This is a genomic window from Bacillus sp. LSHTCR4, assembly GCF_057197025.1.
On the sequence record NZ_JBXUNO010000002.1, the window covers coordinates 139,906 to 154,070 of the forward strand.

Genomic DNA, 14,165 nt, shown 5'->3' on the forward strand with positions numbered 1-14,165 from the left:
TTCAATTATTCCACTACGTACAAATAAAAGAGCGGAATTCCAATACAGACAAACACCTATTTTTCTATAGGAAATATGATAAAAAAGGTAGGCTAAATTGAGTAGAAGAGGTGAAAGGAATGAAAGGGATGGACAATAATGCACCACACGGATTTTTCGGAGGTGGTTCGGATAGTTATGAACAAATGATGTTAATGGGAGGAGCTGGCCAACAAGGGTACGGTGGAATTCCGAGCTGGATGGGCGGAGCACCTGGAGGTTTTTCAACATCAGTAGCTGGGGTACAAACTGGAACTCCCACATTAACAGGAGGATTTCCATCATCGGTAGCTGGAGTGCAAACAGGAATCCCGACATTTGTTGGCGGAGCAGCGGGAGGAGTACCAGTAGGAGTACCAACTACATTCCCATCTTTCGTTGGAGGAGTACAAACAGGATTTCCGGTACCAGGAGTAGGTGTTGTGGCAGGTGGAGTAGGTGGTTATCCACAAGGTTTTTACGGTCAACATGGCCATCATCACCATCAAGGCCACCACGGTCAACATGGCCATCATCACCATCAAGGCCACCACGGTCATCATGGACACCATCATCATCAAGGTCAACATGATCATCATGGACACCATCATCAAGGTCAACATGGCCATCACCACCACCAAGGTCACCACGGTCAACATGGCCATCATCAACAACAAGTACATCACCACGGCCACCATCATATACATCCACAGGCTGTTCTTTATCAAACTCATCAGGGGCAACATGGTCACCACGGTCACCAAGGTCAACATGGCCATCATCACCATCAAGGCCACCAAGGTCAACATGGTCAACATGGACACCACGGCCACCAAGGTCAACATGGCCACCAAGGTCAACATGGCCATCAAGGTCATCACGGCCAACAACACCAACAACACCAACAATACCAACAGTATCAACAACAACAATCTTCGCCTTGGACAGGTGGAATTGGAGCAGGAGGAGGAGGGGCAGCGGCAGGAGCGGCTAGTATTGGTGGAGCAGCAGGACACGCGGGACACGTGGGTCATTAATGAATTGTAGAAAAAAAGACATAATAAAAAACTGCTAGGAAATCCTAGCAGTTTTTTTCAGCTTCTTGGCGCTGACGTTCGATTTCAGCACGAAGTTGTGGTTCTGGTGCTTGCCAGCCTTCAGGTTTTAGAATTTTGCCGTCGCCTTCGCGGAATCGAGGTTTCCCGTCCGGGAATAGTTTTGCCATGTTTGCGTTATTTACAATTTCGAATCCTTTATCAGGACGTACGCCCATTTCGGCAAACGTGCCGAATGCAAAGTAAATAAGGTCAATTAGTGCATCGTATTGATCTTCAACAGTCGTTGCTTCTAGAAATTCTTCTAGCTCTTCTTGCATAAAACTCGCACGGATTTTTGCACGTTCTTCTGTTAATTTTGTTGGAGTATTTGTCACAGGATGTCCGAATACTTCATGCATTTTCGCAACAAGTTCGTACCCTTTATCTAAACCTTTTTCGTTTGTCATGTTGTTTCATCCTTTCTCGCTTTGTCCGAATCTCATTGTAACATAGGGTGATTATGAAATGAAAAGGGACTGTCTAAAAGTTTTATCTTTTAGTTAAGATAGTGATAGTAAAAGGTTATATCGATTTAACGGCAAAACATAACATAACCTATTCATAAAAGAAAGCCATCCCAGAATACTTTTGGGACGGCCCTGCTCGTTATTTTTCTTCTTTTATTAAAATGGATAAAATAAGGTCGATGCCAAACATACCAACGAGCAACATTGGTATAACGACAAGTAAATAACGTGTGAAGGAAACATTTTTTAAGTATGTATGAGCAAATAAAAAGACGCCGAGAAATAAAATACCATTTAAAATAGGCTTTACTAATTTTTTAGACATAAGCTCCCCCATAAATATCTTCTCTCTCTATCTAAAATAAAAACTCCTCTTTCCGTTGTATCATGCTGGAGAGAGGAGTTCAATCATTTCTCATTCAATTACACCAGAATTTGTAATATTTACGGTGTATTTTATATGAATTGGAACATCTTTGTACATTTGTCTCCACTCTTCTAATTTGAATGGGCGATAATGTTGCTTATACTTTGCACCTAGTCCGAGAGGATCGACATTTAAAGATTTAAGTTGCTTAATTAACTTAGCAGCTTGTTTATCTAATTGTTTTTGTACATCTTTTTCAATATTTTTTGTATTCTTTTTATTTTCTAAGTTAATTTGTTTCGATAGTTCTTGAATACGTGCATCAAGACGAACGTGAATAAAAAAAGAAGGCTTCCCGTTTTTAATTTTTATATCGTAAGTTGGAACAGAACGAATATTATTAATCATTACGTACGCAGAATCTGTTTTAAATTCATGTGAATCTAATTTATGTTTCTCTAATAGTCCTTTAAATATGAACATATCTTTTTCCGCAATTTTACCAATATATTTATCCTTTTTAAAAAGGCCAATTCCGGTAATTTTTATTTTATCACCATGCTTCTTTAGAATGGGAATATAGTAGTCTTGCCCTTCTTGATAATAACGGAATGCTCCTACATGCAGGTTATCAGTTGGTAAAGGACCGGTCTCCATATTATGTTCTAGCAACTTTTTTATATAAATTGCAACGTTGTATGAAGTCGAATATTTGCCTTTTAAAAGTTCAGTACCATTCCCTTCTAATAAACCAACATATAAAGCGTTCCCTATGTTTACATCTCGAAGTAATGTATCGAATGAAGTAGACATTCCTTTTTTTGCAAGTCTAATCGTATATAGAGCGACACGCATTTGCCCGCTAGCAAAAGGTTGAGAAGACTCTAAAGATGTGTTTGCTTTTACCTGTTTTACCGCATTTGCAGTTCCTTCAAAAACTTGAACTTTATTTCCTTTTTTCTGAATGGGACAAACGAATGTTACTTTTACTTTATTATCTTTTGCTGCATCAAAAACTGTTCCTTGAATAAGTTGTACATCGTCGATAATATTTTTTTGTAAACATCCAGTTAGACTGAAGAATGTTATACAAGAAATAAGTATTAATTTGCTTGTGCTTTTGATTTTTTCCATTTTCTTTTCACCCACACAATAATAAATAGAATTGGGATGTATACATAAATGAGCCAAAAACTAACCTTCGATGCATTACTAATAAAGTTATTAATATCTTGTCTGTTTGTTAAAAGTTGCGAAACAATGAGGGTGATAAGGATAAAAGCGATTAAAACACCTCTTTGTTTTACGCGGAATATTTCGTGAGTTGCTCTCATTGACGCCCATAAAGGGAGAATAAAACTTGAAATGATAACGAGTGCATAGCCTGAAATTGCAATATATTCGAGTCTTTCTATAAATGGTAATTGAATGACTTGGGTCATAGAAAGTTGGGCCCATATCGTTTTTAACAATTGTTTTTCACTAAAAAATGCAAAGGCTAAAAGGGTGCTAAATAGATATAGAAGATTTGAAAATAGTGCTCCAAGCTGAGCGTATTTATGAGATTGCATAGGTTTTTTCACAAATGGATACACCATGAGGTAAATCTCAAAACCGGTCATACTGTAGATTGACAGTTGAGCGGATTTTAAAATGTCAGAAAAAGAATGTGTGAATATAGGTAGTAAATTATCCCAATGTGAATATTTCAAAACGAATAAGCTTAGAAATAAATATCCTAATGTACCACCAACAGAGATGACGCAAATACCGGTAATGACACGAAATCCAGAAGAGATAATGTAATAGCTAACTAAGCACAAAAAGAGTGTTAACATAAAGGTGGAAGCGGTAGGAAACATCCATACTTGAATAATTTCAACATACGTTCGAATAACCGAAATACTGACGATTAAAAAATAAGCTGCAAAGATGATATTAAAGACATTCCCTATCCACTTTCCAAACGTTTGTCTTTGTAAATCAATTAAATTCCCGTTTGTTTCCCTTAATAAAAAATACATCATCCATATAATGAGATGGATACAGATTCCTGTGATTAGAACGCCCATCCATCCGTCGTATCCAGCGGCCTTTGCGATGATTCGAGCGAAGCCAAGAACGCCAGCACCGAACTGTGCACCGTGAATTAAGAAGAAAACAAAGACAGGAGATATTTGATATTTTTCTTGAACTTTGCTCATCAATGCACCTCATTTCTTAATCATCAAAGTCCGATCTATGTTTTGTTGAAATTCCTTTTGCTGATTTTTTTACATGTTGTGGCCTTGCTTGTACATCCCTTGTATCAATCATCGTTAAAGGAAAACGAATCCAAGAGTCCTTAACGGATTGTTGTCTTGTTGGATAAAATAAAGCGTATGGCTTACGTAAGGAAGTAAGCCTGAATAGATGAGTAAATAAAAAGATAAATCCAAGAGAAATCCCGAAAAGTCCTCCTATTTCTGCAAATGCGAGAAACGGGAAGCGTAGTAATCGAACCGCATTACCCATTTTATAAATAGGTGTAATAAAGGAAGCGAGTGCTGATAAGGCAACGATAATTAATAAAATGTTACTCGTTAAACCAGCTTGTACAGATGCTTGCCCGATTACGATACCGCCTACAATACCGAGCGTTTGACCGACTTTCATCGGTAACCTCGCGCCAGCTTCTCTCAGTAAGTCGATTGCTAGTTCTAAAAAGAGTGCTTCAATTAAAGGTGGGAATGGTACTTGTGCCCTTGATAAAATTAAAGTTTCAAGTAAATCACTTGGAATGAGTTCATAATGATAATTTAAAACTGCAACGTATAACGGTGTAGCGCAAATTGAAAATAGAACGGCAATTAATCTTAAAATCCTTGAAAATGTAGCGTACATCCAAGAGACGTTATAGTCTTCAGGTGAAATGAAAAAATCGAAATAGGATACAGGTGTTAGTAGAACACTTGGAGAACCATCCACAAAAATAGCAATTTTTCCATCAATTAGTGCTTTTGTAACTCTATCAGTACGTTCTGTATTGATATAGAGAGGGAAAATCGATTTTTCACCCATTAATTCTTGTATATAAGCACTATCATTAATTTGATCATATTCAAGAGCGCGTAATGATTCCTCAAGGAAATCTACATTATCTTTTTCAGCGAGGTTGTCTAAATACATCATGACAACTTTCGTTTTGGAAAACTCCCCGACAATCATTTCTTTTGTTTGTAAATCTAAAACAGGAAGACGTTTTCGTACTAAATTTATGTTTGTATCAATATCCTCTACAAAACCTTCTTGCGGACCAATAACAGTCGATTCGTTTAAAGGAGGAGTTGGCGCACGATAATTATCAATTGCAATATTTGCGAGCATACATTTTTGATCTTGTTGATTTACTTGAACAATCGCATGCCCCTTTAAAACCATGTCCTCAATTTTTTGTAAATCGTTCGTAATTGTAATGCCGCTCATCGGAATATGTTCCTTCAGCTCTTCTAGTGATGCGTTAGGTCGTTCTAAAAGAGTAGGCATTAAATATTTTTGTAATTTCTCTCCATCAAGCGAAGGACGATAGTAAGAAATCCAATAAGGCATCGTTTCGTCGTCGGATGTATGATAATTCACAAAATCACTAGACTTTTTCAGCTTCTCTATTAAATTTTGTAGAGAATGGATACGGTCTTTTTCTGGTTTCGTAAAATCATAAATACTATTACCTTTAGAGTTTTGCTGCTGTTGCCCTTGAGAAGAGTCATCTTGTTTAGCACTTTGTTGTTGATCCTGCCCCGAGTCGTTTTGCTTAGAATATTGCTGTTGTCCTTGTTCTGATTTGTCTTGCTTCGAGTGTTGCTGTTGATCTTGCTCCGAGTTGTCTTGCTTAGAATGTTGCTGTTGATCTTGCTCTGATTTGTCTTGCTTAGAATGTTGTTGTTGATCTTGCTCTGATTTGTCTTGCTTCGAGTGTTGCTGTTGATCCTGCTCTGATTTGTCTTGCTTAGAATGTTGTTGTTGATCTTGCTCCGAGTTGTCTTGTTTAGAATGTTGTTGTTGCTCTTGCTCTGATTTGTCTTGCTTAGAATGGTGCTGTTGTTCTTGAGAAGATTCGTCTTGTTTAGCACTTTGTTGCTGATTCTGATTCGATTTGTTTTGCTGCTTATCTTGGGAAGACTCCTTGTACTCTTCTTTTTTTTGCTCGCCATTGCTATCTTTATTATGCTTCATACTTCTAGTCTGTTTTTTGTTATCATCCTCTTGATTGTTCGGTTGTTGCTCTGAGTTATCTGTTTCGTTTTTCTCTGTTGTACTTGATTTTTTTTTCTTACGTAGCCAATTCCAAATCATATGTATGCCCTCTTTGATTGTGTAATATAGTGCTATTTTGTGGCTAATTTTGTATATTATTCATTTATTTATGAAAAGAAGGAGGAGATTGGTTTGCATAGAAAAAATCCTTTAGTAAGCAGTACATACTATGACGAGAAGAGGGCGAGTCTGTGCAAATAGTAAAAAAGGAGAAGTTTATTTTAAAGGAGTTTACATTTGAAAATGGTAGGACAATTCCTGTTCAAATGGGGTATGAGACGTATGGTACTTTAAATAGAGAACGGTCAAATACGATTTTGGTTTGTCATTATTTTAGTGCAACTAGTCACGCAGCAGGAAAATATGCAGTGCATGATGAGGAGTCTGGCTGGTGGGATGGTTTAATTGGACAGGGAAAAGCAATTGATACAAATAAATACTTTGTTATATGTACTGATAATCTTTGTAATGTGCAGGTGAAGAACCCTTATGTAATTACAACGGGACCGAAATCGATTAATCCGGAAACTGGAGATGAATATGCGATGGACTTTCCGGTTTTTACATTTCTTGATGTAGCTCGTATGCAATATGAGTTGATAAAAGATATGGGAATCACAAGGCTACATGCTGTAATGGGACCGTCAGCTGGCGGGATGATTGCGCAGCAATGGGCTGTTCATTATCCTCATATGGTAGAGCGGATGATTGGTGTGATTACGAACCCGCAAAATCCAATTATTACATCGGTAAATGTAGCGCAAAACGCAATTGAGGCTATCCGGCTGGATCCAAGTTGGAAGGGAGGAAAATATGGAGAAGTGCAGCCAATGAAGGGGCTTCATTTAGCAAATAGAATGATGTTTATGAACGCGTTTGATGAGCATTTTTATGAAACGACATTTCCTCGTAATAGTATAGAGAAAGAACCTTATGAAACATTTTCTGCATTAACATCATTTGAGAAAGAAATTAACAAAGTGACAAATAGAAGTATAGATTTAGTAGATGCAAATTCATGGATATACACTGCGAAAGCAGTTTTATTACATGATATTGCGCATGGATTTTCGTCTTTAGAAGAGGCACTGTCTAATATAGAAGCAAATGTACTTATGATTCCGTGTAAACAAGATTTGCTTCAGCCGTCACGTTATAATTATAAAATGGTAGACATGTTGCAAAAACAAGGGAAGTATGCGGAAGTATATGAGATAGAAAGTATAAATGGGCATATGGCGGGAGCATTTAATATTCATTTATTTGAAAAGAAAGTTTATGAATTTTTAAATCGGAAAGTGTCTAGTTTTGTGTAGAAAATAAATGATTTGAAAAAGGTGCAATGTATGTAGTAGGCACCTTTTATTACATGATTTGTAGGCGGAAAATATATGTGGCAATTGCTATACCGAAGAAAGCTATACTAAGTAATAGAAATAAGAATGACATTTCTTGTGGTGATTTTATCTTTCTATTATTTTTCATACTAAGTGCAATAATTGCAGCGATTAAGAAAATGATGCCCATAATGAAAAGGAAAAGTGTCATTTTCATTGGCTCCTTTCATAAAACAAGTATATTGAGGATACAATGCAAGAGTTATGTTTGTAAAGAATAAGTTTTGCGAGAAAATTGAGAAATAGTTTTTCGATTCTTTGCGTTCTTTCTTTCGCGTGCTAAAATTGATAGAGAATGTTCGTTAAAAAAGAAACTAAAGATTTTATTTTATATAAGGAGGAACAACATATGACAGAAGTTAAAACAATTACTACAGAAGAAGTGCAAGAGCGTTTAGAAAAAGGAGAAACGTTATTTTTAGTAGACGTAAGGGAAGATGAAGAAGTAGCAACAGGGAAAATTCCAGAAGCTGTACATATTAAAATGGGCGATATCCCAAATAAAGTAGATTTCTTTGATAAAGAGAATGAATATATCTTTATTTGCCGTTCGGGAATGCGCAGTGAAAATGTGTGTCATTATTTAAATGAGCAAGGCTTTAAAACAGTGAACATGGTTGGCGGTATGCTTCAATATGAAGGAGAAACGAAATAAGTAGCTTAAAAAAACTTGAAACGTGTTTGTTTCAAGTTTTTTTCTTTTGCATACAGTGTACAAAAGGGGGATAGGTAAATGGGGATTAACTTGCGGAAAGTAAAAATTATAAATAATACAGGGGCTGTTAATGTCGGAGATTGTTATAATATCTCACCTTTAGCTGTAGCAAAAGTATATGCAGGTGCTGGAGGATCGAGTGCGGCTATTTTTTTAAATGGGAAAAGACAGCCGGAAGCGGTAATTCGAACATCGGTGTTTCTTCCGCCATTAGCAACGAGTACACGTACATTAGGTTCATAGAGGAAAGGTAGAGTGTAATTATGCCTGCTCATATAAAAGAGTTTGTTATTGTGAATAATACTGGGAATATATTTACCGGTGATAATTTGAGTGATACTTCATTTACTGCTACGAAATCGTATAGTGGTTCAATGGGATGCACTTGGATTGATGTTGTTACAGTAATAGGAACGGAGACGAAGCTATGTTTACAGCCAGGTGATTCGGTGACGACAACATATACAAGAGGTACTCCTGCTGGTACTGTAACAGGAACAAATATGGGGCAAAGTGTAAATGCATCGGGTATAGCACAAGCTGTCCCTAATACAGATAATATGGATTCAGTTGCTGGACTCCCTTAAGGAATTAAGGGAGTTTTTATTATTTAAAATAAAAATAGTCTTTGAGATTATTTTTGTAAATACATATTAAGAAGAGGTTTGTAATGTAAAAAAGATGGTGTGTAGGTGGTGAAAGTGTGAGAGAGCGCGATAATAAAAGGCAACAACATTCGTTAAACCCTAATTTTAGAATTTCACCAGAACTTATTGGGCCCACTTTTCCTCCCGTTCCAACGGGATTTCCTGGTATTGGGATTACTGGTCCAACCGGTCCACAAGGCCCGACTGGCCCACAAGGACCAAGAGGATTTCAAGGTCCGATGGGAGAAAGGGGGCCAACAGGGCCTCAAGGTGTGCAAGGTATACAAGGACCGGTTGGACCAATAGGTGCAACGGGACCAGAAGGACAGCAGGGGCCACAAGGATTGAGAGGACCACAGGGAGAAACTGGAGCGACAGGATCTCAAGGAGTGCAAGGGTTACAAGGGCCGATTGGTCCAACTGGAGCGACTGGGGCACAAGGAATACAGGGAATACAAGGATTACAGGGGCCAATTGGAGCGACAGGACCTGAGGGATCTCAAGGAATTCAAGGAGTGCAAGGAGTACCAGGAGCAACCGGTCCACAAGGAATACAAGGAGCACAAGGGATACAAGGACCACAAGGACCGAGTGGAAATACAGGAGTAACCGGAGCGACTGGTCAGGGGATAACAGGTCCGACGGGAGTAACCGGTCCAACAGGGATCACTGGCCCATCAGGAGGACCCCCTGGTCCGACGGGGCCGACTGGTGCGACAGGTCCGGGCGGTGGACCGAGTGGAAGTACAGGAGCAACCGGAGCAACGGGAAATACTGGAGCTACAGGAAGTACAGGGGTAACAGGAGCAACGGGAAGTACAGGTCCGACTGGAAGCACGGGAGCACAGGGCTTGCAAGGAATACAAGGGATTCAAGGGCCAATTGGGCCAACAGGTCCAGAAGGTCCGCAAGGAATTCAAGGTATTCCTGGTCCGACGGGAGTAACCGGTGAACAAGGGATCCAAGGAGTTCAGGGTATTCAAGGAGCAACGGGAGCAACAGGGGATCAAGGTCCACAAGGTATACAGGGGGTTATAGGGCCTCAAGGTGTAACAGGAGCAACCGGAGATCAAGGTCCACAAGGAATACAAGGAGTACCAGGGCCATCAGGAGCAACAGGCCCACAGGGAGTTCAAGGGATACAAGGTCCGATGGGTGAGATAGGACCAACAGGTCCAGAAGGCCCAGAGGGGCTTCAGGGCCCGCAAGGAATACAAGGTGTGCCAGGGCCAGTTGGAGCGACGGGTCCAGAGGGTCCTCAGGGGATACAAGGTATTCAAGGAGTGCAAGGAGCAACAGGCCCACAAGGTCCACAAGGAATACAGGGAATACAAGGTGTGCAAGGGATAACGGGAGCAACTGGAGTACAAGGAGCAACTGGAATTCAAGGGATACAAGGGGAAATAGGAGCAACGGGTCCAGAGGGTCCCCAAGGAGTGCAAGGTGCTCAAGGGGGGATTGGTCCAACAGGTCCGATGGGGCCACAAGGAGTGCAAGGAGTACAAGGAATTCAAGGAGCGACGGGCGCACAAGGAGTGCAAGGTCCACAAGGAATTCAAGGAATCCAAGGTCCGACGGGGGCAACAGGAGATACGGGAGCAACTGGGGCGACAGGGGAAGGCACTACAGGCCCAACAGGAGTAACAGGTCCAACAGGGGTAACAGGCCCATCTGGAGGACCAGCAGGACCGACCGGCCCAACGGGGCCATCAGGTCCGGCGGGAGTAACAGGTCCATCTGGTGGACCACCTGGCCCGACAGGAGCAACCGGGGCGACAGGAGTAACAGGAGATACTGGGGCGACAGGCTTAACTGGAGTGACAGGAGCGACCGGAGCAACGGGAGCAACCGGAGTGACGGGTTTACAAGGTCCGCAAGGAATCCAAGGAGTGCAAGGAGAGATAGGTCCGACGGGTCCCCAAGGTGTTCAAGGTCCGCAAGGAATTCAAGGAGTAACGGGGGCAACAGGAGATCAAGGTCCGCAAGGGATTCAAGGCCCACAAGGCGACATAGGTCCAACCGGCCCACAAGGAATTCAAGGCCCACAAGGTTCTCAAGGAATCCAAGGAGTGACAGGGGGAACAGGAGCACAAGGCCCACAGGGAATCCAAGGTCAGCAAGGTGACATAGGTCCGACTGGGCCACAAGGTCCAACTGGAATCCAAGGGATACAAGGAGAGATAGGTCCAACCGGTCCAGAAGGCCCAGAGGGACTTCAGGGTCCGCAAGGAATACAAGGTGTTCAAGGGCCAGTTGGAGCAACAGGTCCAGAGGGTCCTCAGGGGATACAAGGCATTCAAGGAGTGCAAGGAGCAACAGGTCCACAAGGTCCACAAGGAATTCAGGGAATACAAGGTGTGCAAGGGATAACGGGAGCAACTGGAGCACAAGGAGCAACTGGAATTCAAGGGATACAAGGGGAAATAGGAGCAACAGGTCCAGAGGGCCCCCAAGGAGTGCAAGGAGTACAAGGAGAGATAGGTCCAACCGGTCCGGTGGGGCCACAAGGGGTGCAAGGAGTACAAGGAATTCAAGGAGCGACGGGCGCACAAGGAGTGCAAGGTCCACAAGGAATTCAAGGAATCCAAGGTCCGACGGGAGCAACAGGAGATACGGGGGCAACCGGAGCGACGGGAGAAGGAACTACCGGTCCAACAGGAGTAACCGGTCCAACAGGGGTGACTGGCCCGTCAGGAGGACCAGCAGGACCGACCGGTCCAACGGGGCCATCAGGTCCGGCGGGAGTGACAGGTCCATCAGGTGGGCCACCTGGCCCGACCGGAGCAACAGGAGCGACCGGAGTAACAGGAGATACTGGGGCGACAGGTTCAACTGGAGTGACAGGAGCGACCGGAGCAACGGGAGCAACCGGAGTGACGGGTTTACAGGGTCCGCAAGGAATCCAAGGTGTTCAAGGAGAGATAGGTCCAACCGGTCCACAGGGTATTCAAGGTCCGCAAGGAATCCAAGGAGTAACAGGGGCAACAGGAGCACAAGGTTCGCAAGGAATTCAAGGTGTTCAAGGCGACATAGGTCCAACCGGCCCGCAAGGAATTCAAGGTCCACAAGGTCCGCAAGGAATCCAAGGAGCGACGGGGGCAACAGGAGCACAAGGTCCACAGGGAATCCAAGGTCCGCAAGGTGACATAGGTCCGACCGGCCCACAAGGCCCCCAAGGAATTCAAGGCCCGCAAGGAATTCAAGGTCCAACGGGAGCTACAGGAGCAACCGGAGCGACAGGTCCCCAAGGAATTCAAGGCCCACAAGGAATTCAAGGCCCGCAAGGAATTCAAGGTCCAACGGGGATAACAGGAGCAACCGGAGCGACAGGTCCCCAAGGAATTCAAGGCCCCCAAGGAATTCAAGGCCCGCAAGGAATTCAAGGTCCAACGGGAACTACAGGAGCAACCGGAGCGATAGGTCCCCAAGGAATTCAAGGCCCGCAAGGAATCCAAGGTCCAACGGGGGTAACAGGAGCAACCGGTTCACAAGGTCCAACTGGAGATACAGGTCCAACCGGAGCTGGAGCCACTGGAGCGACTGGGGCGACTGGAGTTAGTACAACTGCAACATATGCATTTGCGAATAATACATCAGGAACCGCTATTTCCGTTTTATTAGGTGGTACGAACGTACCATTACCGAACAATCAAAATATTGGCCCAGGAATAACCGTTAGTGGTGGAAATACTGTATTTACAGTTGCGAATGCAGGAAACTATTATATAGCTTATACAATTAATTTAACGGCAGGATTAGTTGTAAGTTCTCGTATAACTGTAAATGGCAGTCCGCTTGCGGGAACGATAAACGCCCCGACAGTGGCTACTGGTTCATTTAGTGCAACAATCATTGCTAACTTGCCTGCTGGAGCTGCTGTTAGCTTACAATTATTTGGAGTAGTTGCAGTAGCTACATTATCTACGGCAACGCCAGGAGCTACTCTAACGATTATTAGATTGAGTTAATCAGAAGAAAACCTTGGGGCTTTTATGCTTCAAGGTTTTTTATCTCCTTATTTGTATGTAGTCTCATTGATTAGGAAAGTTTTACTTTATTCACATGAGCAAAAACATCGCAGTTCGAAAATATATTATAATAGAATGAAAAGAAAGAAATTTGGCAGAAAGGGAGGGTGGCGATGCAGGAGATGATTACAGATTTTTTTGGACGCCCACTTCAAGATTTGCGTATATCTGTCATTGATCGTTGCAATTTTAGATGTACATATTGTATGCCAGCGGAAGTGTTTGGGCCAGATTATGCTTTTTTGAAAGATGAGTTTTTACTGACGTTTGATGAAATTGAGCGTTTAGCAAAACTATTTGTTAGCATCGGTGTACGAAAAATTAGACTTACTGGTGGCGAGCCACTACTTCGTAAAGATTTACCAAAACTTATTGCACGTCTCGTGAAAATTGAAGGGTTAGTAGATATAGGGTTAACGACAAATGCGATTCATTTAACGAAACAAGCAAAAGTATTAAAAGAAGCTGGATTACATAGAGTAAATGTTAGTTTAGATGCAATAGATGACGATGTATTTAAGGACATTAATGGCCGAAATGTTAATACGAAACCTGTTATAAAGGGAATTATGGCTGCAAAAGAGGCCGAGCTTGATGTAAAGGTAAACATGGTTGTAAAAAAAGGGATGAACGCTCATCAAGTGCTTCCGATGGCTGCATATTTTAAAGAGCAAGGAATCACGCTTAGGTTTATTGAGTTTATGGATGTTGGTAGTACAAATGGATGGAACTTTGATCAAGTTGTTACAAAGCAGGAGTTAATTGAGATGATTCATAGCGTGTATCCACTTGAGCCAGCTGAAGCACATTATTTCGGTGAAGTTGCGAAGCGATATCGCTACGTTGGAACAAATACTGAGGTCGGTTTTATTACTTCTGTTTCTGAATCATTTTGTTCCTCTTGTACGAGAGCGAGAATTTCGGCAGATGGAAAGTTTTATACTTGCTTATTTGCGACAGAAGGATTGGATATAAGGGAGCTTCTTAGAGGGAATCTTTCGGATGATGAGTTATTAAGCGTTATACAAGATGTATGGATGAATAGAAAAGATAGGTATTCGGATGAACGGACAGAAGAAAGTGCAAAAAATCGTCCGAAAATTGAAATGTCTTATATAGGAGGATAAGAAAGG

General features: G+C 41.8%; 13 protein-coding genes. 7 read left to right on the plus strand and 6 right to left on the minus strand.

The genetic code is table 11. The annotated features are described in order from the left end of the window. The first annotated feature begins 119 nt into the window (after nt 1–119). On the plus strand, nt 120–1,055 hold the full coding sequence (locus AC2CGR_RS14340; protein WP_131102654.1) for a hypothetical protein: 936 nt from the start codon (nt 120–122) through the stop codon (nt 1,053–1,055). Nucleotides 1,056–1,099: 44 nt separating this feature from the next. Here AC2CGR_RS14340 and AC2CGR_RS14345 read toward each other — a convergent pair whose 3' ends face one another. From AC2CGR_RS14345 to AC2CGR_RS14365, 5 genes are all read right to left on the minus strand, one after another. Beyond that, the gene (locus AC2CGR_RS14345) at nt 1,100–1,522 is read right to left on the minus strand and encodes a pyrophosphohydrolase domain-containing protein (RefSeq protein WP_000180554.1); all 423 of its coding nucleotides are present in this window, start codon (nt 1,520–1,522) and stop codon (nt 1,100–1,102) included. Between the two features lie 199 nt (nt 1,523–1,721). After that, nucleotides 1,722–1,907: a hypothetical protein gene (locus AC2CGR_RS14350; protein WP_000038782.1), complete on the minus strand. Its 186-nt coding sequence runs from the start codon at nt 1,905–1,907 to the stop codon at nt 1,722–1,724. A gap of 90 nt (nt 1,908–1,997) precedes the next feature. Beyond that, nucleotides 1,998–3,083 carry a spore germination protein GerHC gene (gene gerHC / locus AC2CGR_RS14355; protein ID WP_071715874.1) on the minus strand — a complete coding sequence of 362 codons (1,086 nt, stop codon included), beginning with the start codon at nt 3,081–3,083 and terminating at the stop codon, nt 1,998–2,000. After that, complete coding sequence (locus AC2CGR_RS14360) at nt 3,053–4,153, minus strand: spore germination protein (protein WP_071715875.1); 1,101 nt, start codon at nt 4,151–4,153, stop codon at nt 3,053–3,055. Before AC2CGR_RS14360 ends, gerHC begins: the two co-directional genes overlap by 31 nt. A gap of 16 nt (nt 4,154–4,169) precedes the next feature. After that, nucleotides 4,170–6,284 (minus strand): spore germination protein, encoded by a 2,115-nt coding sequence (locus AC2CGR_RS14365; RefSeq protein ID WP_484480951.1) that lies wholly within the window; start codon nt 6,282–6,284, stop codon nt 4,170–4,172. 152 nt (nt 6,285–6,436) lie between these two features. Between AC2CGR_RS14365 and AC2CGR_RS14370 the strand changes: the two genes are divergently transcribed. Continuing rightward, on the plus strand, nt 6,437–7,561 hold the full coding sequence (locus AC2CGR_RS14370; protein ID WP_131100884.1) for a homoserine O-acetyltransferase family protein: 1,125 nt from the start codon (nt 6,437–6,439) through the stop codon (nt 7,559–7,561). A gap of 49 nt (nt 7,562–7,610) precedes the next feature. Here AC2CGR_RS14370 and AC2CGR_RS14375 read toward each other — a convergent pair whose 3' ends face one another. Next, nucleotides 7,611–7,793 carry a hypothetical protein gene (locus AC2CGR_RS14375; protein WP_000171883.1) on the minus strand — a complete coding sequence of 61 codons (183 nt, stop codon included), beginning with the start codon at nt 7,791–7,793 and terminating at the stop codon, nt 7,611–7,613. 198 nt (nt 7,794–7,991) lie between these two features. Here AC2CGR_RS14375 and AC2CGR_RS14380 point away from each other — a divergent pair, with 198 nt between their 5' ends. From AC2CGR_RS14380 to moaA, 5 genes are all read left to right on the plus strand, one after another. Then, complete coding sequence (locus AC2CGR_RS14380; protein ID WP_029440180.1) at nt 7,992–8,297, plus strand: rhodanese-like domain-containing protein; 306 nt, start codon at nt 7,992–7,994, stop codon at nt 8,295–8,297. Nucleotides 8,298–8,375: 78 nt separating this feature from the next. Next, the gene (locus tag AC2CGR_RS14385) at nt 8,376–8,600 is read left to right on the plus strand and encodes a spore germination protein (protein WP_065222703.1); all 225 of its coding nucleotides are present in this window, start codon (nt 8,376–8,378) and stop codon (nt 8,598–8,600) included. A gap of 20 nt (nt 8,601–8,620) precedes the next feature. After that, nucleotides 8,621–8,944 (plus strand): hypothetical protein, encoded by a 324-nt coding sequence (locus tag AC2CGR_RS14390; protein ID WP_087968339.1) that lies wholly within the window; start codon nt 8,621–8,623, stop codon nt 8,942–8,944. Between the two features lie 170 nt (nt 8,945–9,114). Next, nucleotides 9,115–12,972: a BclA-related collagen-like exosporium protein gene (locus AC2CGR_RS14395; RefSeq protein ID WP_484481073.1), complete on the plus strand. Its 3,858-nt coding sequence runs from the start codon at nt 9,115–9,117 to the stop codon at nt 12,970–12,972. Nucleotides 12,973–13,145: 173 nt separating this feature from the next. Further along, entirely contained in the window at nt 13,146–14,159 is a 1,014-nt protein-coding gene (gene moaA / locus AC2CGR_RS14400; protein WP_087968341.1) for a GTP 3',8-cyclase MoaA, read from the plus strand. The last annotated feature ends 6 nt before the right edge of the window (nt 14,160–14,165 follow it).

Bases quoted from the DNA above. Each gene is read 5' to 3' on its own strand.
- AC2CGR_RS14375 (WP_000171883.1), bottom strand. From the start codon at position 7,793: ATGACACTTTTCCTTTTCATTATGGGCATCATTTTCTTAATCGCTGCA.
- AC2CGR_RS14360 (WP_071715875.1), bottom strand. From the start codon at position 4,153: ATGAGCAAAGTTCAAGAAAAATATCAAATATCTCCTGTCTTTGTTTTC.
- gerHC (WP_071715874.1), bottom strand. From the start codon at position 3,083: ATGGAAAAAATCAAAAGCACAAGCAAATTAATACTTATTTCTTGTATA.
- moaA (WP_087968341.1), top strand. From the start codon at position 13,146: ATGCAGGAGATGATTACAGATTTTTTTGGACGCCCACTTCAAGATTTG.
- AC2CGR_RS14350 (WP_000038782.1), bottom strand. From the start codon at position 1,907: ATGTCTAAAAAATTAGTAAAGCCTATTTTAAATGGTATTTTATTTCTC.
- AC2CGR_RS14380 (WP_029440180.1), top strand. From the start codon at position 7,992: ATGACAGAAGTTAAAACAATTACTACAGAAGAAGTGCAAGAGCGTTTA.
- AC2CGR_RS14340 (WP_131102654.1), top strand. From the start codon at position 120: ATGAAAGGGATGGACAATAATGCACCACACGGATTTTTCGGAGGTGGT.
- AC2CGR_RS14390 (WP_087968339.1), top strand. From the start codon at position 8,621: ATGCCTGCTCATATAAAAGAGTTTGTTATTGTGAATAATACTGGGAAT.
- AC2CGR_RS14365 (WP_484480951.1), bottom strand. From the start codon at position 6,284: ATGATTTGGAATTGGCTACGTAAGAAAAAAAAATCAAGTACAACAGAG.
- AC2CGR_RS14385 (WP_065222703.1), top strand. From the start codon at position 8,376: ATGGGGATTAACTTGCGGAAAGTAAAAATTATAAATAATACAGGGGCT.
- AC2CGR_RS14345 (WP_000180554.1), bottom strand. From the start codon at position 1,522: ATGACAAACGAAAAAGGTTTAGATAAAGGGTACGAACTTGTTGCGAAA.